Below are 22357 nucleotides of genomic sequence, written 5' to 3' on the forward strand. Positions count from 1 at the left end.
GGTTGAGGTCCTAGCGTTCGGGCCATGGACATGGAAGTCACCGCCTGGACGTCGCTGCACAGCGCGATCAACGCCCAGCAGGACCGTCGCCCGCTCTCCCGGGCCGGCCTGCGCCGCGTCGCCGCCTTCGCCCGCCCGCACCGCCGCGGGCTCACCCTCTTCCTGCTGCTGAGCGTGGTGACCGCCCTGCTCGCGGTGGCCACCCCGGTGCTCGCCAGCCGGGTCGTCACGGCCATCGTGGACGGCCGCGACAGCTCCGCTGTCACCCGCCTCGCCCTGCTCATCGCGCTGATCGCGGTCGCGGAGGCCGGACTCGGACTGCTGACCCGCAGACTCTCCGCAACCCTCGGCGAGGGGCTGATCCTGGATCTGCGGACGGCGGTCTTCGACCACGTGCAGCGGATGCCGGTCGCCTTCTTCACCCGGACCCGGACGGGGGCCCTGGTCAGCCGCCTCAACAACGATGTGATCGGTGCCCAGCGCGCCTTCAGCAACACCCTGTCGGGGGTCGTCGCCAACACCGTCACCCTGGTACTGACCCTCACCGTGATGCTCGGCATCTCCTGGCAGATCACCCTGCTGGCACTGGTGCTGCTGCCGGTGTTCGTGCTGCCGGCCCGCCGGATGGGGGCGCGGATGGCGGCGATGCAGCGCGAGGCGTCCGCGCTGAACGCCGCGATGGGCACCCAGATGACCGAACGGTTCTCCGCCCCCGGCGCGACGCTGGTCAAGCTCTTCGGGCGGCCCGCCGACGAGTCCGCGGAGTTCGCGGCCCGGGCGGCGCGGGTGCGCGACATCGGGATCCGCACGGCCATGGCCCAGTCGGCCTTCATCACGGCCCTCACCCTGGTCTCGGCGCTGGCCCTGGCGCTCGTCTACGGGCTCGGCGGGTTCTACGCCCTGCGCGGCTCCCTGGACGCCGGTTCCGTCGTCGCCCTCGCCCTCCTCCTGACCCGGCTCTACGCCCCGCTCACCGCACTCGCCGGCGCCCGCGTCGAGGTGATGAGCGCGATGGTGAGCTTCGAGCGGGTCTTCGAGATCCTCGACCTGAAGCCGCTCATCGCACAGGATCCGGACGCCCGCCGGGTGCCCCGGGGGCCGGTGGCGGTGGAGTTCGACCGGGTCTCCTTCGGCTATCCGGCCGCCGACAAGGTCTCGCTGGCCTCCCTGGAGGAGGTCGCCACCCTGGATGCCCGGGGCGGTACGCAGGTGCTGCACGAGGTGTCCTTCCGCGCCGAACCGGGCCAGATGATCGCCCTGGTCGGCTCGTCCGGCGCCGGCAAGTCGACCATCGCTCAGCTGCTGCCGCGGCTGTACGACGCCGACGCGGGCGCGGTCCGGCTCGGCGGGATCGACGTACGTCACCTCACGGCCGACTCGATCCGCGAGACGCTCGGCATGGTCACCCAGGACGGGCACCTCTTCCACGAATCGGTGCGCGCCAACCTGCTGCTGGCCCGCCCGGAGGCCTCCGAGGAGGAGGTCTGGGAGGCCCTGCGGCGCGCGCGGCTGGACGGCCTCGTCGCCTCGCTGCCGGACGGACTGGACACGGTGGTCGGGGAGCGCGGCTACCGGCTCTCGGGCGGGGAACGGCAGCGACTGACCATCGCGCGGCTGCTGCTGGCCCGGCAGCGGGTGGTGATCCTCGACGAGGCCACCGCGCACCTGGACTCCACCTCGGAGGCAGCGGTGCAGGAGGCCCTGGGCGAGGCCTTGGCGGGCCGGACGGCGGTGGTGATCGCGCACCGACTGTCGACCGTACAGGCGGCGGACCTGATCCTGGTGGTCGAGGACGGCCGGATCGTGGAACGGGGCACGCACACCGCACTGCTGGCGGCGGGCGGGCGGTACGAGGAGCTGTACCGCACCCAGTTCGCCGTGTCGGGCAGCGGGGCACCGGCGCCGGGCGCATGATCCTGTGATGGACATCAAATTGGAACTCGTCGCCGTCCCCGTCACCGACGTGGACCGGGCCAAGGACTTCTACGAGAAGCTCGGCTTCAACGCCGACCACGACGTCACCGTCAGCGGGGACATCCGCTTCGTCCAGCTGACCCCGCCGGGCTCGGCGTGCTCCATCGCGATCGGCAAGGGGTTGACCCGGATGACCCCGGGGTCGTTGGACAACATGCAGGTCGTCGTCACCGACATCGAGGAGGCGTACGAGGACCTGCGCGGCCGGGGCGTGGAGGTGACGGAGATCCAGGACCTGCCGTGGGGCTCCTTCGTCTACTTCTCCGACCCCGACGGCAACGGCTGGGCGGTCCAGCAGACCACGCCCCGCAAGACGCAGGGCACCCCCTGAGGGTCCTCGAGGGTCCTGGACGGGTGGTGATCGAGCCGCGGCTCGCACCGCCCGGAACGGGGTGGTCGCTCCTTCACCCCCGACGGCTACTTCCGCACCGGCGCCCTCGCACGGCGCCTCCCGGACGGCAGCCCGGTGGTGACCGCCGCCCCCGGGGACGACGAGTCCGCCCCGTGACGGACGGGGGAGTCGGTGGGAGGATGCACCCGTGCCGACACCGATGCGGATGCCGATGGACCGTGAACCGATGGACCTCGAAGCCTATGTCGAACGGACGCGCGGCGGACCGTGCTTCGTCTGCGCCTTCCTCGCCGGGCATCCCGACTACGCGCACGAGAGCGTCTTCGAGGACGAGCACCACGTGGCCTTCCTCGACCGCTGGCCCACGCTCCCCGGAAAGGTCCTCGTGGCTCCCAAGGCGCACATCGAGCACGCCGTGCGCGATCTGGACCCCACGTCCTACACCCGGCTGATGCTCGTCGTACGGGAGGTCGCGCTCGCCGTCGAGGACGTCTTCGACAGCGAGCGGACCTACCTGTACTCGTTGGGGAGCCGACAGGGCAACTCCCACCTGCACTGGCACGTCGCGGCGCTGCCGCCCGGGGTTCCGTACGAGCGCCAGCAGTTCCACTCCCTGATGACCGAGAACGGCGTGCTGTCGCCGTCGCCCGCGGAGCAGGCCGCCACGGCCGGGCTCCTGCGCGCGGCCGTCACCGCGCGCGGAGTCCTCGAACCGCCGCGGTGAGCTCAGGCCTCGGCGCCGGCAGGGTGGTGGTCGAGCTCCCACGCGTGGTGCTTGAACTCGTGGCGGAAGTCGGCGTGGTCCTCCCACTGGCGGGCGATGCCGCGCAGCACGTCCCAGTTGTGCTCCACGGACTGGTCGATGACGCGGCGCATGGCCGGCTCGGCGGATTCCCGCTTCTCGATCAGGCCCTTGATGGCGGAGGCCTCCAGGACGGAGTTGCGCAGGGCGCGCAGGGCGCGGGAGGTGTCGTCCATGGCGAAACCGTGTTCGCTGCCCGTTCCCTCGTCGAACAGCGGGGTGAGCCGCGCCTCGATGAATGCGGTGATCCGCTCGAAGTGCTGCACGTCCATCGGGACTCCTTCTCCTGCCGGACCACAGGGTGTACCCGGCGTTCCGCTCGCTGGTGCTGTTCAGGAACCATTATCCAGTAGTCGGCCGGTCCGACCGGACCCGACCGGACCCGACCGGCCCTGGCCGGCCCGGTATCAACTCCCCTCCCACCAGGGCCTCTTCCGCGTGATCTATGTTGATGATCTGGTGTGCGCGATCGATACGGGGAACCGGTGGACGAGAATTCGTGGCTGACGGAACGGTTCGAAGAGCACCGCTCTCATCTGAGAGCGGTGTCCTACCGCATGCTCGGCTCGCTCGCCGAGGCCGATGACGCCGTCCAGGAGGCCTGGCTGCGCCTCAACCGCTCCGATGTCAGCGATGTCGAGAACCTCGGCGGCTGGCTGACGACGGTCGTGTCGCGGGTCTGCCTGAACCTGCTGCGCTCGCGCGAGTCCCGGCGCGAGGACTCCATGGAGGCGCGTCCCTCCGACCCTGCCGTCAGCCGCGCCGACACCCTCGGCACCGTCGACCCCGTCGACCCCGAGCAGGAAGCCCTGCTGGCCGACTCGGTCGGACTGGCGCTGCTGGTCGTGCTCGACCAGTTGGCACCGGCCGAACGGCTCGCGTTCGTGCTGCACGACCTGTTCGCCGTGCCCTTCGACGAGATCGCCCCGATGATCGAGAAGTCTCCGACGGCGACCCGCCAGCGCCGCGTCGTGGAGGCCTTCCTCGCCGCCACCCGCTGCGGAAACTTCGACGCGCTCGTCACCCTGCTCCACCCCGACGTGGTGCTCCGGGCCGACCGGGCCGTCGGCCCCACCCCCGCCCCGATCCTCGTCCGCGGCGCCGTCACCGTCGCCACGGGCGCGATGGCCGCCATGCAGCGGGCACGGTCCACGGCCCCGGTCCTGATCGACGGAGTGGTCGGCCTCGCGATGGCCCCGCTGGGACGCCTGTTCCTGGTGCTCGGTTTCACGATCGAGGACGGCCTGATCACCGAGATCGACGTCGTGGCGGAACCGGAGCGTCTCGGCGCGCTCGAACTCGCCGCGCTCGACGTTTGAGGGCGGGCGGTCCGGCGCCCGGAAGCGACCGAAGCGATTCCGTGCCGCAGCCGCCCTTCTGGGCCGCGGCACGGCGCTCACGTACGGGCGCCGTCGTCCTCGGCTCGGCGTGCTGCTCGGTAGCGGCCGGGGCCCCTCGTTCAGGGCGCGAGCACGTCCAGTTCCTCGAGGGCGCCCATCGCAATCCGGCGGGTCAGCGCCTCCGCGCGCGCCGCGTCGCCCTCGCGGACCGCCTCGGCGACCTGGACGTGCAGGGTGACGGCGGCGGGGTCGGGATCGTGGAACATCACCGCGTGCTCGGTGCGGCCGGTCAGGACCTCGGCGACGACGTCCCCGAGGCGGGCGAACATCTCGTTGCCGGAGGCGTTCAGCACGACGCGGTGGAAGGCGATGTCGTGCCGCAGGTAGCCCTCGAGCTGGTGACCGCGCGAGGTGCGGACCATGCCGAGGGCCGCCTCGGTGAGTTCGGCGCACTGCTGCGGTGTGGCCAGTGCCGCGGCCAACCCGGCCGCGACCGGCTCGATCGCGGAGCGCAGCACGGTGAGGGACCGCAGCTGCCGGGGCCGGTCGGTGCCGGCCAGGCGCCAGCGGATCACGCGCGGGTCGTAGACGTTCCATTCGTCGGTGGGGCGCACGGTGACGCCGACCCGGCGGCGGGACTCGACCAGGTGCATCGACTCCAGGACGCGGACCACCTCCCGCACGACGGTGCGGGAGGCGTCGAAGCGTTCGGCGATCTCGTCGGTGCGCAGGACGCTGCCCGGAAGGTGCTCCCCCGCCGTGATCGCGAGGCCGAGGGTGTCCAGCACGTGGGTGTGGAGCCCGTGCCCCTGGCCGGGACTGCCTTCGGTGGTCATGGCGTAAGCGTACGGTGACGCTTCCACCAACAAAAGATGTGATGTTTTCAACCAGAGGCTTGAATACGTAGTACTTAATGCGCTTCAGTGGTGCCACACGAACCGATGTCAACGAGGACAGCGAGGTAGGCGTGAGCACCCAGCGCGTCATTGTGGTGATGGGCGTCGCCGGCACGGGCAAGACGACCGTGGGGCAACTGCTCGCCGAGGCCCTCGGCATTCCGTACGCGGAGGGCGACGCCTTCCACCCGGCGGCCAACGTCGCCAAGATGTCGGCCGGGATCCCGCTGGACGACGCGGACCGGTGGCCGTGGCTCGACGCCATCGGCGAGTGGATCCGCAACCGCGCCGGCCTGCGCGGCGGCGTGATCGCGGCCTCCAGCCTCAAGCGCGCCTACCGTGACCGGCTGCGCGCCGCGGCCCCCGGGGCCGTCTTCGTCCACCTCTCCGGTGAGCGCCCGCTGATCGAGAAGCGCATGGCGGAGCGCAAGGGCCATTTCATGCCCACCACGCTGCTGGACTCGCAGTTCGCCGCGCTGGAGCCGCTCCAGGACGACGAACTCGGCGTCGTCGTCGAGGTGTCCGGGTCCCCTGAAGACATCACCGAGCGGGCTCTGGCCGCTCTGCGCAGCCTGCCCGCACAAGAGAACTGAGGAATCCCCACCGTGACCGGTCTCCACGTCGAGACTCTGGCAGCGGCCGCCACCGGACCGATCACCTCGGCCGGGAACACCCAGCTGGGGATAGCCGTCCTGGCGGGCATAGCCGTCATCGTCCTGCTCATCACGCGCTTCAAACTGCACGCCTTCCTGGCCCTGACGGTCGGTTCGCTGGCCCTCGGAGTCTTCGCCGGCGCACCGCCCGCCAAGACGATCGCCAGCTTCACCGCCGGGCTCGGCGCCACGGTCGCGGGCGTCGGCGTACTGATCGCGCTCGGCGCGATCCTCGGCAAGCTGCTCGCCGACTCGGGCGGCGCGGACGAGATCGTGGACACGATCCTCGCCCGGGCCAAGGGCCGGGCCATGCCGTGGGCGATGGTGCTGATCGCTTCGGTGATCGGGTTGCCGCTCTTCTTCGAGGTCGGCATCGTCCTGCTGATCCCGGTGGTGCTGCTGGTCGCCAAGCGGGGGAACTACTCGCTGATGCGGATCGGCATCCCGGCGCTGGCCGGCCTGTCGGTGATGCACGGACTGGTCCCGCCGCACCCCGGCCCCCTCGTCGCCATCGACGCGCTCCACGCGAACCTCGGGGTCACCCTCGGGCTCGGGGTGCTCGTGGCCATCCCGACCGTGATCATCGCCGGGCCGCTGTTCTCCCGTTACGCGGCCCGGTGGGTGGACATCCCGGCGCCGGAGCACATGGTCGCGGCGCGCCCCTCGGCCGAGTTGGAGCACCGCCCCCGGTTCGGCGCCACGGTGTTCACCGTGCTGCTCCCGGTGGCGCTGATGCTCGTCAAGGCCCTCGTCGACATCGTGGTCGACGACCCCGCCAGCCCGGTGCAACGCGTGACCGATGTCGCGGGCTCCCCGATGATCGCGCTGCTCGCGGCCGTCCTGGTGGGCATGTTCACGCTCGGCCGGGCGGCCGGCTTCACCCGGGCGCGGATCTCGGCCACGGTGGAGAAGTCCCTGGCCCCGATCGCGGGCATCCTGCTGATCGTGGGCGCCGGCGGCGGCTTCAAGCAGACGCTGATCGACGTGGGCGTGGGTCAGATGATCCTGGACGTGTCCAAGGACTGGGCCGTACCGACCCTGTTGCTGGCCTGGCTGATCGCCGTGGCCATCCGCCTGGCCACCGGCTCGGCGACGGTGGCCACCATTTCGGCGGCCGGGCTGGTGGCCCCGCTCGCGGCGGACATGTCCACGACCGGTACCGCACTGCTGGTCCTGGCCATCGGGGCCGGCTCGCTGTTCTTCAGCCATGTCAACGACGCCGGCTTCTGGCTGGTCAAGGAGTACTTCGGGATGACCGTCGGTCAGACCCTGAAGACCTGGTCGGTGATGGAGACCATCATCTCGGTGGTCGGCCTGGGCCTCGTACTGCTGCTGTCACTGGTCCTGTAGCTGGGCGCCGGCCAGCGCGAGCCCGCCCGCCGCCGTGGCGCAGCGCGCCGCGAGCCTGGTGACCTCGGCCCGCAGGGCCTCGGTCTCCCGGCCGTGCCAGCCCGGCGCCATCGCCGCGACCCGCAGTCGGACCGCGTGCGTGCGCAGCGCGGCGGCGTGACCGCCCAGGCCGCCGTCCGGCGGCAGCGGCGCCGGACGGGGCGGCCGGTTCGTAACCCGGCGGCGGGCCGGGCCGCGGGGGGACACGGCCCCCGTCATGGCCGGCCCTTCGGGCAGACCCGTTCCCCGGTCGCAGAAGGCCCAGAAGGCGGCGCCGAGCCCGAGGGCCGGTTCGGCGGTCTCGGCCCGGCCGGTGGCGACCTGCCAGCCGGCGTGGTCGTTGAAGGGGTTCGCGTCGGTCAGTGCGTGCCAGGCGAGGATGTCGGCGAAGGACGGGGCGAGCAGCGCGAAGGCGTGTTCGGCGCCGCGCTCGCGCAGGATGACGCGGAACAGCCGGACTGCCTCGCCCTGGCGGCCCGCTCGGACGGCACCCAGGACCGCGGCCGCGCCGGGATCGTCGAACAGTTCGGGGTGGCCCGCGCTCGCGGCCCGGATCCGGGCCTTCAACCCGCAGACGGCGATGCTGATCGCGAGGCTCTCCCGGCCCGCCAGGATTCCGGCGAGCCGCCCGGCCCGGGCCACGCCCCGGCCGCGCGGGGCCCAGCCGAGGCCCGACGGGTCGGTGAGCGTACGCAGCAGGGTGCGCCAGCCGAGCCGGGTACGACCGCCCCGGGCGAGGGCGACCGCGGGCAGCCGGACGCCGAAGGCCAGGCCGGAGGCGTAGCGGGCGGCCTCGCCGACCGCATCGGCGGCCTCGGCGAGGGTGCGGCACGGGGCGTCGAGCAGGTCGATGTCCGGGGCGGTGGACGCGGAGGTCGCGGCGTCGGGCATGTGATCCTCGTGGGGTTCGGCAGGGGCTCACGGACGGACGGGGTCGGACGGGCACCGACGGGTCGAGCAAAATCCACATCAAGGTCGGACGAGGTCGGACAAGGCCGGACGAGACCCGTCGCGTGCGAACGGGAACCCGGTCGAGCGCCGCGGCGCCCTCAGCGGCGGGTGAGCGTGAGCCGGATGCCCTGCGGGTCGAGCGTCGCGGGCAGCGGCCCCACCGGGTCCAGCACCGGCCGGGTACCCGTGACCCGATGGCCGCGCAACACCTCGGCGCAGAGCGCGGCGGTGGCCATCAGGCCGAGCTGGTCACCCGGGCAGCGGCCGCCGCCGTGGCTGAAGGGCGCCATCCGGAGGTCCTGATCCGCACCCGGGTTCTTCCACCGGCCGGGCACGAACACGTGCGCGGCCGGTACCCGTTCGGGGTCGCGCTGGTGGAACGCGGCGGGCACCAGCACCGAGGTGCCGACCGGGTAGCGCACGCCCCGCCATTCGGTCTCGGCGCGGGTGACGCGGATCAGGTCGGGCACGACCGGGTACAGCCTCAGGGACTCCCGGACGCAGGCCCGCAGCCGGGGCAGTTCACCCCGCTCCGCACCGGCGGCGACTTCGGCGGCCGCCTCGGCCACGGCCAGGTCCTGCTCCGCGGGGTGCACCCCGAGCAGGAGCAGGGTGCGCAGCAGCGTGTCCGGGACGACGTCCATCGCCAGCAGCCAGTGCTGGGCCTCGCCCACGGGGTCCAGGGTTCCGGTCGGGTCGACGTAGCGGGCGGCCCGACCGACGAGGGTGTCGTCGTCGGCCCGGGCGGCGTACTCCTCGATGCGGGCGCGGGCCTTGTCGTGCACGGAGCGGGCGGCGCGCACCCGGCCGCCGCGCGAGCCCCTGCCCTCGGCGCGCAGCTGGGTGAGCCATCCGCTCAGCTGCTCGTCCGCGGCTGCCGCGTCGCCGAGCACGATCCGCCGGGCGGCGCGGTGAACGGCGTACCGGGCGCGGGCCAGGTCGAGGGTGACGGGGCCGGTGCCGGCGCTGGTACCGGTGCTGATGGGGGCGGCGGTGAAGGGATCCGTCGCGGGTGCGGAACCGGTGAGGTGCCGGGCCTCCTCGGCGAGGGCCCTGAGGAAGGACCCGCAGGAGGGGTGCACGGGCCGGCCCGTGGCCAGCACCTCGGCGATGACCTCGCGTCGCTCCGCACCGGGCTCGCCGCGGGAGCAGCCCGAGTCGGCGGGTTCCCCGGGGTTCAGACCCCGGCACTTGTCCGGCGGGGCCGCCGCGAGGACGCTGACGGGTTCGGCGTAGAAGCGGCGCAGGTCCTGCGGGTCGAGCAGGACGAGGACGGTCCGCCCGGAGCGGGTGCGGACCAGGGCGGGCGCGTCCCCGCACCGAGCGCGCAGGGCCCGCAGCGCGGCTGCGGAGGTGCGCACCTCGCCGGGGCGGGGCCGGGCCAGGGCGCGCAGCAGGACGCCGAGGCCGGCGAGGGCCCCCCGGGCGGCTGTTTCCGGGGCCGGGGCGGGAGCCGCGTACCGCAACGATCGCTTCGCGGACGTCCGCCGGCCGGGGGCTTCCGCGCCCAGTCCCGGCACGGCGGGCCCGCGGTCCACGAGCGGTGTCGCGCCGCGGGGGGAGCGACCGGCCCGCTCGGGGCGGCGCCGGGCGGCGAGGGCCCGTACCCGGGCTCGGAGCCCGTCGAGGGCGGCCCCTTGGACCGTACGCATCCGTGTACCTCCGCGGCGGGAGCGACAACACTCGGCGACAACGGCATCACCGTACGTCCCACCTGCGCGCTCCGCGCCCCGAGGGCCGCCTCAGGGGTCCAACCCGACCAGCAGCGCCGCGATGTCCAGTCCGGCCGTGAGGTAGGAGGTGAAGGCCTCGTTGTTCAGGGCCCACGGCGAACGGCCGCGGCGCACACGGGCGATGGCCTCGGCGGGTGTCAGTCCCCGGTCGACGAGGCACTGGGCGACAACGAGGCCCGACCTGTTGTAGCCCGAGTGGCAGCGGACCAGTGTGGTGAGGCCCGAATCGAGGGCCAGTCCCGCGGTGCGGGCGAGGCGCTGGACGGTGTGGAGCTGGTCGGCGGTGAGCTCGGCGTCCGGCATCTCCCCCACGACGTGCTCGGCGCGTGGTCCCGGGCCGTGGCCGGTCCGGGTGAAGAGGCTGATGACGAGGTCGAACTCGTCCCCCACGACGACGGGCCGCAGCTCACCGACCGGGTCGGTCCAGTAGTGGCCGCCCATCCACAGGCCCGGTGCGACCTCGTCCCACGGGGAAGACGGCCCGGGTACGCCCCGGTCGCGCCGTCGGGTCTTCTTCATACGGCCGTGACCTCCTGGGGACGGCCTCCAGGATCTCACACAACAGGCCGTCATTCAGCGGTAGTTGACGCGAAGGCCGCTTCACGGAAGGCGGTGCGCGGCATACCTCGCCCAGTGGTCGGAAGGAGGACCGCCCAGCGGTGGTGTCGGGGGGAGACCCACAGGGCCGGACCGCCGTCCTGCGGGGCGTGGTGGGTCCAGACCCCGTGCGGGGCGGGGTCCCACAGCAGGCCGCGGGCTGGGGTGAGTTCGCCGGTGCGGATCCGGAGCGACTCGGTGGTCCAGGCGCGGCTGATGCCCGCCGGGGCCGCCGGGTGTGCCGGGGCCGCCCCATCCATCCGGTCCACCGGGTCCAGGAGGTGGCGCAGGAAGCGGACGAGGTCGGCGAGGGGCGCGCGGAGGGTGCCGTCGGTGAAGCGGGTGCCGGTCATGCCCAGCGGGTGCCAGACCCGGGTGGCCGCGAGGTCGGCGAGCGGGCTGCCGGAGAGCTGCTCGGCGAGACGGGTGAGGTGGGTGAGGGCGGCGGTCCCGCCCGGGTGCGTGAGGAGGAGGTGGGCGGTGGTCCCGGCCGGTACGCCCTCGGCGGCCGCACCCCCGTAGGCGGTGAGCGGTGTGTGCAGCCGCAGCTCGCCCTCGTCGACGAGGCTGCCGATGACCGGCCAGAGCGCGAGGACGCCGCTGAGGCCGTCCACGTCGAAGGCGGCGTCGGCGGGGTGCCCGCCGTCCGAACCGGCCTGGAGGCCCACGGGTCCGCCGACGGCCCACACCGCCCCGGGGTCGGCGGACTCCACGAGGGCCCGGACGGCGGTGGCCTGGTCGCACAGGGGGGTCATGCCCGCCCACGTTAACGAGCCGGGTGGCCGCCTCCCGGCAGGCCGCCGCGGAGTCCGCGCTCCGGCCACCCGAATGCCCGCGCAGAGCAGCGGCGAGCAGGAAGGGGCGGGGCGCCCGCCGGCACCCCGCCCCCGTGTCCTACCGGCCGGGCTAGCTCTTGTCCGGGCGGTCGGTCACCCGCAGGGTGTTCAGCAGGGGCTTGCCGAATCCGCTGTGCGTGACGAAGCGGACGTTGAGCACCCCGTCCGTGACCGTGACCGTGTACGTACGGGTCAGGGCCTTGTAGGTGCCCGCCTCCAGGGAGATGTCCAGGGAGGGCAGGACCTGCGTGCCCTCGGCCAGGACGTCGAAGACGCGCTTGTTGGGCTTGGTGGAGGAGAGCTCCGCGAAGCCGAGCTCCACCGTGTAGGTACCGTTCGGCACGTTGTCGAAGCGGTACTCGTACATGCCCTCGCGGGCGTTGCGGAACAGCCGCTGCTCGTCCGTGCCGGCGATGGTGCGGCCGGTGGACTCCACGGTGCTGTTGCCCTGGTAGCCGTAAGAACCGGGCGTGTACTTGCGGTCCGGGGACCAGGCGTCACCCAGGCCGTCCGTGGTGGTGTAGCCGGATCCCGCGTCCAGGCCGACCTGGTAGCGCGGGACGACGACCTTGACCGGGACGGAAAGGACCGGGGTCCGGCCGCTCGCCGAGGTGATCTTCAGGTCGGCGGTGAGGACCGCGCCCGGGGTCAGTCCGGTGGTGTCCACCGAAAGGGTGACCGGGACCTTCCCGCCGGTCGCGAGGGTGCCGGTCGCCGGGGTGGCGCTCAGCCAGGTCGCGTCCTCGGACACCGTGAACTCCGTGCCGAGGCCCGGGTTGGTCAGCTCCAGGGTCCGGGTCCGCTGCTGGTTTGCCGGGAGGACGACCTCCAGGGACGGCTTGGACGCCGTCACCCTTCCGGTGCGCAGGGACTGCGTCACCGCCGTGACGTCGGCCGCCTTGACGTCCACCGTCGCCGTGGCGGACTCGTACTGCGGCGCGGCCAGCGAGACGGCCCGCGCGCCCGACGGGCTCTGGACGACGTACCCGCCGTCCGCGGCCGTGGTCGCCGACACCGCCGTGTCACCGGTGCCGACGGTCACCGTGGCGCCCGCGACGCCGTTGCCGTCGTTGGCGTCGAGCACCCGGCCCGCCACCACGCCGCTCTTGGTGGTCCGGAAGGCGACGGACAGGCCGTCCGTGATGGCGGCGGTGTTGTAGGAGTACTTGAAGGCGTCGGTGCCGGCCGCGTTCTCCACGCCGACCGTGGCCGAGGAGCCCCCCTTGATGCCGGTCCCGCCGGTCCCCTTGTAGGAGTAGGAGACGGTGCCGTCCTCGCCGATCGCGGCCGTGAAGGAGAACTTGTCGGCCTGCGCCGACCAGTGGGACACCTGGCGCCACTCGATCACGTAGCTCCGGTGCGGAGCGGTGCCGGTCACGGCGGTGAAGACGCCGGATCCGCTGCCCGCGGCGCCGACGACCAGGTCGTCCCAGAACGGGTACAGGGCCGCGTTGGGCGTGGCCGTGCTCGGCAGGTCGCCGTTGATGTCACTGGTGTTGTTGCCGCCGAAGCTGACCGTGCCGTTGGTGCCGATCCAGGCCTGGCCGTACGTCTTGCCGTACAGGGGCAGCGGGAAGGGCAGGTCGACGCGCTCGGTGGTGTTGTCTCCGGTGAGCGCGAGCTGGCGGGTGCCCTCGACGTACGGGCGGTTGCCGGCGGCGGCGCAGGCGTAGCCGTATCCGTCGGTGCGTTCGGGCAGGTTGACCGCGACGGTGGCGTCGCCGGCAACCGTGACCTTCGCCGTGCCGCCGGTGACGCAGCGGGAGGCGTGGGTGGCGTTCACGTCGTACGTGCCGTGCGGCAGGGTGACCTCGAAGCGGCCCTGGGCGTCGGCGGTCGCGGTCACCGGGGTGTCCGCGATGGTGACGGAGGCGCCGGCGGCCGGTCCGGCGGCCGAGGAAACGGTGCCGGTGAGCTTGCCGGAGGGCGCCTGGGCGAGGGTGAAGTCGCCGGTGGCGGTGGCGTTCTCGGTGACCGTGGCCGTTCCGGTCTGCTGGCCGTAGCCGAACTTGGCGGCGGTCAGGGCGTAGTCGCCGACCGAGAGGGAGGTGAAGCGGTAGGTGCCGTCGGCCGCGGTGGTGGTCGTACGGTCGATCGGGCCGTCGGCGGTGATCTTCACGCCCGCGACGGGCTGGTCGCCGGAGCGCACGGTGCCGCCGAGCGAGCCGATGGCGCCGCGCGGGGCGGCGGTCACGGCGGCAAGGACGTCGAGCCGGCCCTCACCAAAGACGTTGTTGTCGGCGGCGTTTCCGCCGCACTGGCTGCTGTCGGTGTCCAGGGCGGTGCCGTCCAGGAGCGCCTCGGTCTGCGCGATGTCGCCTTCCAGGGCGGGCGCGGCGGACCACAGCAGGGCGACGGCGGCCGCGGTGTGCGGTGAGGCCATCGACGTGCCGGAGAAGGCCTCGTACGCGCCGCCGGGGACGGAGGAGCGGACGTTCACGCCGGGGGCGGCGATGTTCGGCTTGACGATGCCGCCGGGGCCCGCGCCGCGCGAGGAGAAGGACGCGATCGCGTTGTTGATGTCGAAGGCGCCGGAGCTGTAGGAGCTGGCGTAGTCGCCGGGCGAGCCGGCGGTGTTGCAGCCCGGGCCGGCGTTCCCGTTGGAGAAGGCCGGGAAGATGCCGGCGGCCCGCCAGGTGTCGACGATCTGCTGGTACCAGGTGTCGCCGCCGCTCCCGCCCCAGGAGTTGTTGACGATGTGCGGGGCGAGGTCGGGGCGCGGGTTCTGCCCGTTGAGGTCGGTCGGGGCGACGATCCACTGGCCCGAGGCGAGGAGGGAGGCCTCGGAGCAGGAGTTCGACTCGCAGCCCTTGGCCGCGATCCACTTGGCACCGGGGGCCACGCCGATCTTGTTGGCGCCGCCGTCGTCGCCGACCATCGTGCCCATGGTGTGGGTGCCGTGGTCGTTGTTGTCGCAGGGGGCAGCGGTGGTGCACACGCCCGCCGGGTCGAACCAGTTGTAGGCGTGGTCGTACGTGCCGTCCGCCTTCTTGCCGCGGTACTGGTTGTTCACGGCCGGGTGGGTGTAGTCCACGCCGCTGTCGATGTTGGCGACGACGATGCCCTCGCCGCGCACGCCGACCTGGTCCCAGACCTGCGGGGCCTTGATCCGGTCGATGTTCCACTCGATGGCGTCGGCGACGGCCTTCTCCCGCTTGCCTTCGGTGGGCTTGGGGAGGTCGACCTTGTCGTCGGCGTCGATCCGGGCGACCTCGGGGCGCTGGGCGAGGGTTCCGGCGAGCTTCTGGCTGCCGACGACGCGCACGGCGTTCACGATCCAGTACGAGGTGTACTCGGCTCCGGCGCCCTGCAGGGCCTTGACGACGTCGGCCTGGCTGCGCGCGGCGTGGTCCTTCTTGATCCGCAGAACCGTTTCGGCCTTGGCGGCGCGGGTCTGCTGCTTCCCCGCGGCGGTGAGGTCGGCGGCGCTGTCGAGGTAGACCCAGAAGGCCGCCTTGGCGGACTCGTCGAGCTGGGTGCGGAGCTTGGGTTCGATCTTGCGCTCGGCCGCCGTCGGTGCGGCAGGTCCGGGGTCCGGCGCGGCCGCGGCGACGCCCGCGCCGATCGGCAGGAGCAGGACCGAAGTGAGGGCGGCGAGCGCCGTGCGTAAGGACCGTGCGGGCCTTGCCGGCCCGGTGGGCCGCAAGGCTCGTGGGGTCCGGTTGTCGCGTTGGGCCACGTGTTGTCTCCTCGTACGCCGTGTGCGGGATGTGCGGGAAGGGTGCGCGTGACGTGCGCGGGCCATGGTGAACGAGGCGTCATGCTCATTACAAGGGTGGCTTTTCGGCCTTCCCCCGACCGCCCCGGTGGCCCGCTCGGGCCGCGCGCGCCAGCCTGAAGACATGACTTCGCCCGCCGAGCCGTCCGGAGCCGGTGTCCCGATCGCGTCCGCACGGGGCCGGTGGATCCTGCTGACCACCGTGCTCGGATCGACCATGGCCATGCTGGACGGGACCGTGGTGAACGTGGCACTGCCGCGCATCGGGGAGGACCTCGACGCCGATCTGGCCGTGCTCCAGTGGACGGTGAACGCCTATCTGCTGACCCTGGCCGGGCTGATCCTGGTCGGCGGATCACTGAGCGACCGCTTCGGGCGGCGCCGGATCTTCGTGCTCGGCGTGGTGTGGTTCGCGCTCGGCTCGCTGCTGTGCGGCATCGCGCCGAACGCCGGGGTGCTGATCGCGGCCCGCGCCCTGCAGGGCATCGGCGGGGCGTTGCTGGCGCCCGGCTCCCTGGCCCTGATCCAGGCGTCGATCCGCGCCGACGACCGGGGGCGGGCGATCGGACTGTGGTCGGGGCTCGGCGGGGTGGGCGCGGCCGTGGGACCGTTCCTCGGCGGCTGGCTGGTGGACGGGCCGGGCTGGCGGTGGGTGTTCCTGCTGAACGTGCCGCTGGCCGCGGTGTGCGTGCCGGTCGCCCTGCGGCACGTACCGGAATCGCGGGACCCGCAGGCGCACGGGCGGTTCGACGTGGCCGGGGCGGCACTCGGTGCGAGCGCCCTGGGGCTGGTCACCTACGCGCTGATCGAGGCCCGGTCGGGCGCGCCGGCGGTGATCGTCGCCGCGGTGCTCGGGGTCCTGCTGGGCGTCGCCTTCGTCTACGTGGAGCGGCGACGGCCCGATCCGATGGTGCCGCCAGACATCTTCGCGTCCCGGCTGTTCACCGCCGTCAACCTCGTCACCCTGTGCGTGTACGCGGCGATCGGCGGGTTCTTCTTCCTCGTCGTGCTCCAGCTCCAGGTGGTGTCCGGCTACTCGGCGCTGGCCGCCGGGGCCGCGATGCTGCCGACGACCCTCCTCATGCTCCTCCTGTCGGCGCGCTCGGGTGAGCTCGGGGAGCGGATCGGACCGCGCGTCCCGCTCACGGTGGGGCCGCTGCTGTGTGCGGCGGGAACGCTGCTGATGCTACGGGTGGGACCGTCGGCCTCGTACGTACGGGACGTGCTGCCCGCGATGGTCGTCATGGGCATGGGCCTCGTGGCCCTGGTGGCCCCGCTGACGTCGACCGTGCTCGCCTCGGTGGATCCCGGCCGGGCGGGCCTGGCCAGCGGGATCAACAACGCGGCGGCGCGCGTGGCCGGGCTGCTCGCGGTGGCGGCGCTGCCGCTGCTGTCCGGAATGGGGCCGGAGTCGTACCGCTCGGCGACCCAGTTCGACGCCGCTTTCGGGCGGGCGATGCTCTGGTGCACCGGAGCCTTCGTGGCCGGCGCCGCCCTGGCCTGGGCGACCGTACGCTCCCCCGTGCCCGAGGCGTGCCACCCCCAGTGCCACACGTACTGCGCGGTGTCGGCCCCGCCGCTCGAACCCCGTGAGGAGCACGGCTGATCCCGTGTGCTGGAGCGCGACGGCCGATCTGGTGGCGGGGACGGCGATCTGCGCCGTCGGGATCGCGTGCCTGGCTCGGGTGCGGCGGGCCCGCGACCTGCCCGTCGCCGCGCTGCCGCTGTTGCTGGGCGCGCACCAACTGGTGGAGGCCGCGGTGTGGGGCACGGGCGGCGGCTGCTCCCCGGCCGCAACGGCCTGGGCGGTGATCGCCCTGCCACTGCTGGCGCTCTGGATGCCGGCCGGCGTCCTGCTGGCGGCCGCGCCCGAGGTCCGGCGCCGGTTGTGGGGCCCCTGGCCGCAGGGCTCGCCACGGCCGCGGTGCTCGCGTACTGCCTCGCCTCCCGGCCGGTGACCGCCGAGATCCGGAGCCACACCATCGGCTACGGCGTGAATGTTCCGTGGATGCCGCTGGTGCTGGCGGGCTACCTGTTCGCCACGCTGGGCCCGCTCCTGCTCGGGGGCGACCGGCGGCTCGGGACCCTCGGCATGGTGCTGGCGGTGGGGGCGCTGACCTGCTCAGCGCTGTGGCGGCTGGAATTCGCCTCCACGTGGTGTGCCTTCGCGGCGGTCGCTTAACTGCTGGTCTGGGGCTGGGTCCGGCGGCCGGAAGCAGCTTCCGCCACCTCGTGATCGACCGGAAGTTACCTAGACGTATGTAGTGACTTCACACGCGGCCAGCAGTAGAACTCGTTCCCATTCCCCCACGGATGAGGAACGTCACATGAGCGATAACACGCTGCCCAGAAATGGCTCGAACGGAATATCCCGTCGCGGATTCCTTGGTAGAACTGGTTCTATAGTTGGCGCCGTGGCCCTGGCGGGTCACCTCACCCCGGCACAGGCGGCCTCCCCATCCGCCACGATCGCCGACGGAACCCGCGTTCCGGCCCTGATCATCGGCACCGGCTACGGCGGGTCCGTGGCCGCCCTGCGACTGGCGCAGGCCGGCGTGGACGTGCAGATGATCGAGATGGGCATGTCCTGGGACGCGCCGGGCCCGGACGGCAAGCTCTTCCCCAAGGTGACCAGCCCCGACTACCGGTCCTTCTGGCTGCGCACCCGGACCAAGGCGCCGCTCAGCAACTTCCTCGGCTTCCCCATCGACAAGGACGTCCCCAAGTACACCGGGATCCTGGACGCCGAGGACTTCGCCGGCATCACGGTCTACCAGGGCCGCGGTGTCGGCGGCGGTTCACTGGTCAACGGCGGCATGGCGGTCACGCCCAAGCGCGCGAACTTCGCCGCCGTCCTCCCCTCCGTGGACCCCGACGAGATGTACGCCACCTACTACCCGAGGGCCAACGCCGGCCTCGGGGTCGGCATGATCGACCCGGCCTGGTTCGACACCGCCGACTGCTACCAGTTCTCCCGGGTGGGGCGCAAGCACGCCCAGCGCTCCGGCTTCGCCTGGACCTTCGTACCCGACGTGTACGACTGGGACTACATGAAGAAGGAGGCCGCCGGCACCGTCACCAAGTCGGCCCTGGCCGGCGAGATCCTCTACGGCAACAACGCCGGCAAGAAGTCGCTCGTCCAGACCTACCTCGCGCAGGCGAAGGCCACCGGCAGGGTCGCCATCTCCGCACTGCACAAGGTCACTTCGGTCTCCCCGGCCGCGGGCGGCGGCTACACGGTCGCCATCGACCAGATCAACACCACCGGCGACACCGTGGCCACCAAGACGGTGACCGCGGACCGGGTCTTCTTCGCGGCCGGCAGCGTCGGCACCAGCAAGCTCCTGGTCAAACTGAAGGCCACCGGAGCCCTGCCGAACCTCAACGGCGAGGTCGGCAAGGGTTGGGGCGAGAACGGCAACGTCATGTGCGGCCGCGCCAACCACATGTGGGACCCGACCGGCAAGCTCCAGTCGACCATCCCCTGCTCCGGCATCGACAACTGGGACGCGGGCGGCGCGTTCGCCGAGGTCGCACCGCTCCCCACCGGGATCGAGACGTACGCCTCGTTCTACCTGTCGATCACCAAGAACCCGAACCGCGCCGAGTTCACCTGGAACGCGGCGACCGGCACGGCCGACCTGAGCTGGCAGACCGCCTGGAAACAGCCGTCCATCTCCATGGCCAAGACGATCTTCGACAAGATCAATTCGAAGGAGGGCACGATCTACCGCACCGACCTGTTCGGCGGCAACAAGATCTGGAACGACACCCTCACCTACCACCCGCTCGGCGGCGCGGTCCTGAACAGGGCCACCGACAACTACGGGCGCCTGCACGGCTACACCGGGCTGTACGTGATCGACGGCGCGCTCATCCCCGGCAACGCGAGCGTGAATCCCTTCGTCACCATCACGGCGCTCGCCGAACGCAACATCGAAAAGATCATCGCTACGGACCTGTAGCCGTACGCCCGCCCGGGCCGGGCCCCGCGCGGCCCGGCCCGGCCCGGCATGGCCCGGCCCGGCATGGCCCGGCCCGGCATGGCCCGGCCCGGCATGGCCCGGCCCGGCCCGGAAGCAAAGGCCTACTTCCCTTCGTTCCGGCGTCCTTCGATCCCCTGCCCGGTCGCCACCCGGCGAAGGACCTTCGGCGACCGCCGGCTCCCACGGGTGCGTGCCGCGACGTAGCCGGTCAGGCCGGACAGGCCGAGGCACAGCGGCGAGTACAACCGGAGGTCCATCGCCGTGTACCGGGCGGGAGCCTGCTGGAGGTCCAGGCCCGACACGACCAGCCCGCCCAGCCCGCGCGCCGCGAGCACGGCGGAGACCGTCCACAGCCCGGCCCGGACGAGCCGGGCGCGCCCCAGCGCGGAGTCCGGCCGGGCGCCGACCAGCACCAGACCGGCGGCCGCCGTCAGCAGGCCGGCGACCGCGGCCGTCGCAGCCGCGGAAGGCAGGGCGTCGTCTCCCGTCCCCACCACGACCTCGGCCAGTTCCGCCGGGGAGCTCAGCGGCCAGGGCGAGCGGATCCAGACCGCGTGCAGGGCCGCGGCCGCGGCCAGACCGCCCGCCGCCACGACCGCCGCCGCCCGGACCGGGGCCGTCGCACCCGCACCGCCCCCGTTCCGGTTCTCCGTACCCGCATCCGTACCCGCCCCCCGGGCCGTTCCGGTTTCCGCGTCCATCGGCACCCCTTCCCCACGATCCCGCCGGTTTCCATACAGTGCTGTATGGATGATCCGTACACTACTGTACGGATCATGGCGAAGGGACGAGTGAGCAAAGAGGACTGGACGATGGCGGCGCTGCGGGCGTTCTCCCGGGGCGGCGTCTCGGCCGTCGCCGTGGACGTCCTCGCCCGTGAGCTAGGGGTCTCCCGCGGCAGCTTCTACTGGCACTTCGAGAACCGGGACGCGCTGCTCGTCGCGGCGCTGGAGACCTGGGAGCTGCACGCCACCACCGAGGTCATCACCGCCACGGATGCCCACGAGGACCCCTGGACGCGCGCCCGCTCCCTGCTGCTCGCCGCGCTCGGCGACGAGGAGATCGCGGGTCTGGAGCCCGCGCTGGGCTCCGCCCGCGACACCCACCCGGCCGTGGCCGACGTCGTCGACCGGGTGACCCGCACCCGGATCGCGTACCTCGGCAGGGTCTTCGCCGACCTCGGCTTCGCTCCGGTGGACGCCCGGCACCGCGCGCTGGCCGCGTACGCCGCCTACTTGGGCTGGCTCGACCTGCGCCGCACCGCACCGGCCATAGCCCCCGAAACGCTGCCCGGCACACCTGCCGCGGAGGCGGCAATCGACCACCTGATCGCCATGCTCGGGACCCCGCCCCGGGCGGAGGCAACGGCGGGCCGCGGAGCGGCAGATTGAGCGGGCCGCGGCATCCGGCCGGGCAGCAGGCCGTCCGGGCACTGCCTTCATCGCGCAAGGTGACCCGGACGGCGGAGTGGACGGCGGGGCGGACGCCCTCTCAGGGCCGGGGAGTCGGCTGACCCGGCAACATGCACACGCTGTCCAGGCCCAGCACGTGGTTGAGCCGGCCGAAGGCCAGCCATGACCCGATGCTCATCGTCAGCTCCACGATCTCCAGCTGGCTGTAGTGCGCGGTCATCCGCTCCCAGAACTCCTCGTCGAGCCCGTGGTGGTCGAGGGTGTACCGCTCGGCGTACTCCGCCGCCAGCCGGGTGCGCTCGTCGAACGCGTCGGTCGTGCGCCACGCGGTGACCGCCTCGGAGAACTCCTCCTCGACCTTCTCCCCGTCCCGCTCGGTGCGCCAGTCCAGACAGAAGACGCACCCGTTGATCTGCGCGACGCGCAGCCGGGCCGCCTCGAACTCGCGCAGGCCCAGGGTGGTGTGGGCGTACACCGACAGGGAGAAGTTCGCGGCGGCCATGCCGATGCCGGGCACCAGGTCGCCCCACACGTACTCGATCGGGTGCTGGCCTTCAGGGACGTCGATCCTCATGACTGTTTCCTTCCGAGTCTGCCGATGGCGGGGCGCAGCGGGACGTCGAGGGCGTCGTAAAGGCCGGGTTCGGCCCCTACGAGCCAGTCGATGGCACCGACGAGGCGGCCGACGGCGGTGGCGTTGCCGCCCGCCGAGCGGTTCTCGCCCTCGTCCGTGGCCTCGACGGTGACCTCGATGCGCGGGCGGCCCTCGATGACGACCCGGTGGGCGCCGTCGCCGCCGGCGGGCGGCACGGGCCAGTCAGGTGCGCACGAGGGGTGGATGCGGGTGACGTGCTCGATGACGATGCGGGGCTCGCCCTCGACGATGCCCTGCACCTCGAAGCGGATCGCGCCCTGGGTGCCGGCCTCGAACTCGCCCATGGTCCGGGTGGTCACCGTGGCCTCGAGCGCACGGCGGTCCGACGTCTCGCGGATCTCGTCGAGTTCGACCCCGAGCGCCCGGGCCATCATCCGTATCTGCCCGCCCCACACCATGGTGGGGATCGAGGGCATGAGCATCATCGGCTCGTGGTCCATGGGCTGCCCCATGCCCACGAGGTGACGGACGGAGTCCGGCTGGTCGTAGGTGGAGTAGTCGAATATCTCCTGGCACCGGATGACGTCGATGGTGGTGCCGAGCCCGCTGAGCAGGAGCGGGAGCACGTCGTTGCCCCATCCGGGGTCGACGCCGGAGGCGAAGAGCGAGCCGCCGCCCTCCGCGACGGCGGCGAGCACCGGGTCGCGGAACTCGGGCGGGGCGTTCCGGTGGTCGTAGAGCGGGTAGAGGGCCGGGCTGACGACGACCGCGCCGGAGCGGACGGCGCGGGTGATGTCGGCGAGCGCCCCGTCGGGCCGGACGTCTCCGGACGCGGCGTACACCACGGCCCGGGGGCGGGCGGCGAGTACGGCCTCGACGTCGTCGGTGGCCTCGACCCCCAACGGGTGGTCGAGCCCGCCGAGTTCTCCCGCGTCGCGGCCGACCTTGGCCGGATCGTGGACGATGACTGCGCAGAGTTGGAGCGCGGGATGGGCCTCGACGGCACGGATCGCCAGACGGCCCACGTTGCCGGTACCCCAGACAACCGTGGAAATCATGCGCGGAGGGTAGCCACAGGTCCCGTACGTTGCCAGAGTCGCGCGGCCCGAACTCGTCCGCCTTC

The 22357-nt window shown here is 72.6% G+C and carries 19 protein-coding genes and 1 pseudogene; 10 read left to right on the forward strand and 10 right to left on the reverse strand.

Annotation, left to right across the window (positions count from 1 at the left end; translation table 11 throughout):
* The first annotated feature begins 24 nt into the window (after positions 1 to 24).
* The 3 genes from OG207_RS02270 (at position 25) to OG207_RS02280 (ending at position 3050) form a co-directional block, all read left to right on the forward strand.
* Positions 25 to 1914, forward strand: a complete 1890-nt coding sequence (locus tag OG207_RS02270; protein WP_329095365.1) for an ABC transporter ATP-binding protein — start codon at positions 25 to 27, stop codon at positions 1912 to 1914.
* Between the two features lie 7 nt (positions 1915 to 1921).
* Positions 1922 to 2305 carry a VOC family protein gene (locus tag OG207_RS02275; protein WP_329095366.1) on the forward strand — a complete coding sequence of 128 codons (384 nt, stop codon included), beginning with the start codon at positions 1922 to 1924 and terminating at the stop codon, positions 2303 to 2305.
* Positions 2306 to 2513: 208 nt separating this feature from the next.
* Positions 2514 to 3050 (forward strand): HIT family protein, encoded by a 537-nt coding sequence (locus OG207_RS02280; protein ID WP_329095368.1) that lies wholly within the window; start codon positions 2514 to 2516, stop codon positions 3048 to 3050.
* Between the two features lie 2 nt (positions 3051 to 3052).
* Here OG207_RS02280 and OG207_RS02285 read toward each other — a convergent pair whose 3' ends face one another.
* Positions 3053 to 3400: a hypothetical protein gene (locus OG207_RS02285; RefSeq protein WP_329095370.1), complete on the reverse strand. Its 348-nt coding sequence runs from the start codon at positions 3398 to 3400 to the stop codon at positions 3053 to 3055.
* 213 nt (positions 3401 to 3613) lie between these two features.
* Here OG207_RS02285 and OG207_RS02290 point away from each other — a divergent pair, with 213 nt between their 5' ends.
* A complete protein-coding gene (locus tag OG207_RS02290; RefSeq protein WP_329095372.1) occupies positions 3614 to 4447 on the forward strand; it encodes a sigma-70 family RNA polymerase sigma factor in 834 nt (277 codons plus the stop codon).
* Positions 4448 to 4587: 140 nt separating this feature from the next.
* Here the strand turns inward: OG207_RS02290 and OG207_RS02295 are convergent, their stop codons facing one another.
* The gene (locus tag OG207_RS02295) at positions 4588 to 5304 is read right to left on the reverse strand and encodes a FadR/GntR family transcriptional regulator (RefSeq protein WP_329095374.1); all 717 of its coding nucleotides are present in this window, start codon (positions 5302 to 5304) and stop codon (positions 4588 to 4590) included.
* Between the two features lie 131 nt (positions 5305 to 5435).
* Here OG207_RS02295 and OG207_RS02300 point away from each other — a divergent pair, with 131 nt between their 5' ends.
* Positions 5436 to 5957: a gluconokinase gene (locus OG207_RS02300; protein WP_329095376.1), complete on the forward strand. Its 522-nt coding sequence runs from the start codon at positions 5436 to 5438 to the stop codon at positions 5955 to 5957.
* Positions 5958 to 5969: 12 nt separating this feature from the next.
* Positions 5970 to 7367: a GntT/GntP/DsdX family permease gene (locus OG207_RS02305; RefSeq protein WP_329095378.1), complete on the forward strand. Its 1398-nt coding sequence runs from the start codon at positions 5970 to 5972 to the stop codon at positions 7365 to 7367.
* Here OG207_RS02305 and OG207_RS02310 read toward each other — a convergent pair.
* From OG207_RS02310 to OG207_RS02330, 5 genes are all read right to left on the reverse strand, one after another.
* Positions 7353 to 8297, reverse strand: a complete 945-nt coding sequence (locus OG207_RS02310; RefSeq protein ID WP_329095380.1) for a hypothetical protein — start codon at positions 8295 to 8297, stop codon at positions 7353 to 7355. The genes OG207_RS02305 and OG207_RS02310 overlap by 15 nt on opposite strands.
* A gap of 158 nt (positions 8298 to 8455) precedes the next feature.
* Complete coding sequence (locus OG207_RS02315; RefSeq protein WP_329095382.1) at positions 8456 to 10009, reverse strand: cytochrome P450; 1554 nt, start codon at positions 10007 to 10009, stop codon at positions 8456 to 8458.
* A 90-nt stretch (positions 10010 to 10099) separates the two neighbouring features.
* Positions 10100 to 10609, reverse strand: coding sequence for a protein-tyrosine phosphatase family protein (locus OG207_RS02320; protein WP_329095384.1), 510 nt, complete (start codon positions 10607 to 10609; stop codon positions 10100 to 10102).
* A 50-nt stretch (positions 10610 to 10659) separates the two neighbouring features.
* Positions 10660 to 11442, reverse strand: coding sequence for a hypothetical protein (locus OG207_RS02325; protein ID WP_329095386.1), 783 nt, complete (start codon positions 11440 to 11442; stop codon positions 10660 to 10662).
* Between the two features lie 151 nt (positions 11443 to 11593).
* On the reverse strand, positions 11594 to 15202 hold the full coding sequence (locus tag OG207_RS02330) for a S8 family serine peptidase (protein ID WP_329095388.1): 3609 nt from the start codon (positions 15200 to 15202) through the stop codon (positions 11594 to 11596).
* 163 nt (positions 15203 to 15365) lie between these two features.
* Between OG207_RS02330 and OG207_RS02335 the strand changes: the two genes are divergently transcribed.
* The 3 genes and pseudogenes from OG207_RS02335 (at position 15366) to OG207_RS02345 (ending at position 19206) form a co-directional block, all read left to right on the forward strand.
* Entirely contained in the window at positions 15366 to 16847 is a 1482-nt protein-coding gene (locus OG207_RS02335; RefSeq protein WP_329095390.1) for an MFS transporter, read from the forward strand.
* A 4-nt stretch (positions 16848 to 16851) separates the two neighbouring features.
* A pseudogene (locus OG207_RS02340) lies at positions 16852 to 17423 on the forward strand (DUF6629 family protein).
* Positions 17424 to 17568: 145 nt separating this feature from the next.
* Positions 17569 to 19206 (forward strand): GMC oxidoreductase, encoded by a 1638-nt coding sequence (locus tag OG207_RS02345; protein WP_329095392.1) that lies wholly within the window; start codon positions 17569 to 17571, stop codon positions 19204 to 19206.
* Positions 19207 to 19328: 122 nt separating this feature from the next.
* Here the strand turns inward: OG207_RS02345 and OG207_RS02350 are convergent, their stop codons facing one another.
* Positions 19329 to 19928 (reverse strand): DUF3995 domain-containing protein, encoded by a 600-nt coding sequence (locus OG207_RS02350; RefSeq protein ID WP_329095393.1) that lies wholly within the window; start codon positions 19926 to 19928, stop codon positions 19329 to 19331.
* Positions 19929 to 20003: 75 nt separating this feature from the next.
* On the opposite strand from OG207_RS02350, the gene OG207_RS02355 reads away from it, so the two are divergent.
* A complete protein-coding gene (locus tag OG207_RS02355) occupies positions 20004 to 20618 on the forward strand; it encodes a TetR/AcrR family transcriptional regulator (protein WP_329095395.1) in 615 nt (204 codons plus the stop codon).
* A gap of 100 nt (positions 20619 to 20718) precedes the next feature.
* On the opposite strand, the gene OG207_RS02360 is transcribed toward OG207_RS02355, so the two are convergent.
* The gene (locus tag OG207_RS02360) at positions 20719 to 21213 is read right to left on the reverse strand and encodes a carboxymuconolactone decarboxylase family protein (RefSeq protein ID WP_329095396.1); all 495 of its coding nucleotides are present in this window, start codon (positions 21211 to 21213) and stop codon (positions 20719 to 20721) included.
* Positions 21210 to 22292: an NAD(P)H-dependent amine dehydrogenase family protein gene (locus OG207_RS02365; protein WP_329095400.1), complete on the reverse strand. Its 1083-nt coding sequence runs from the start codon at positions 22290 to 22292 to the stop codon at positions 21210 to 21212. The genes OG207_RS02360 and OG207_RS02365 overlap by 4 nt, the downstream gene beginning before the upstream one ends.
* Between the last annotated feature and the right edge of the window lie 65 nt (positions 22293 to 22357).

This window comes from Streptomyces sp. NBC_01439 (assembly GCF_036227605.1).
Taxonomy (GTDB): Bacteria; Actinomycetota; Actinomycetes; order Streptomycetales; family Streptomycetaceae; genus Streptomyces.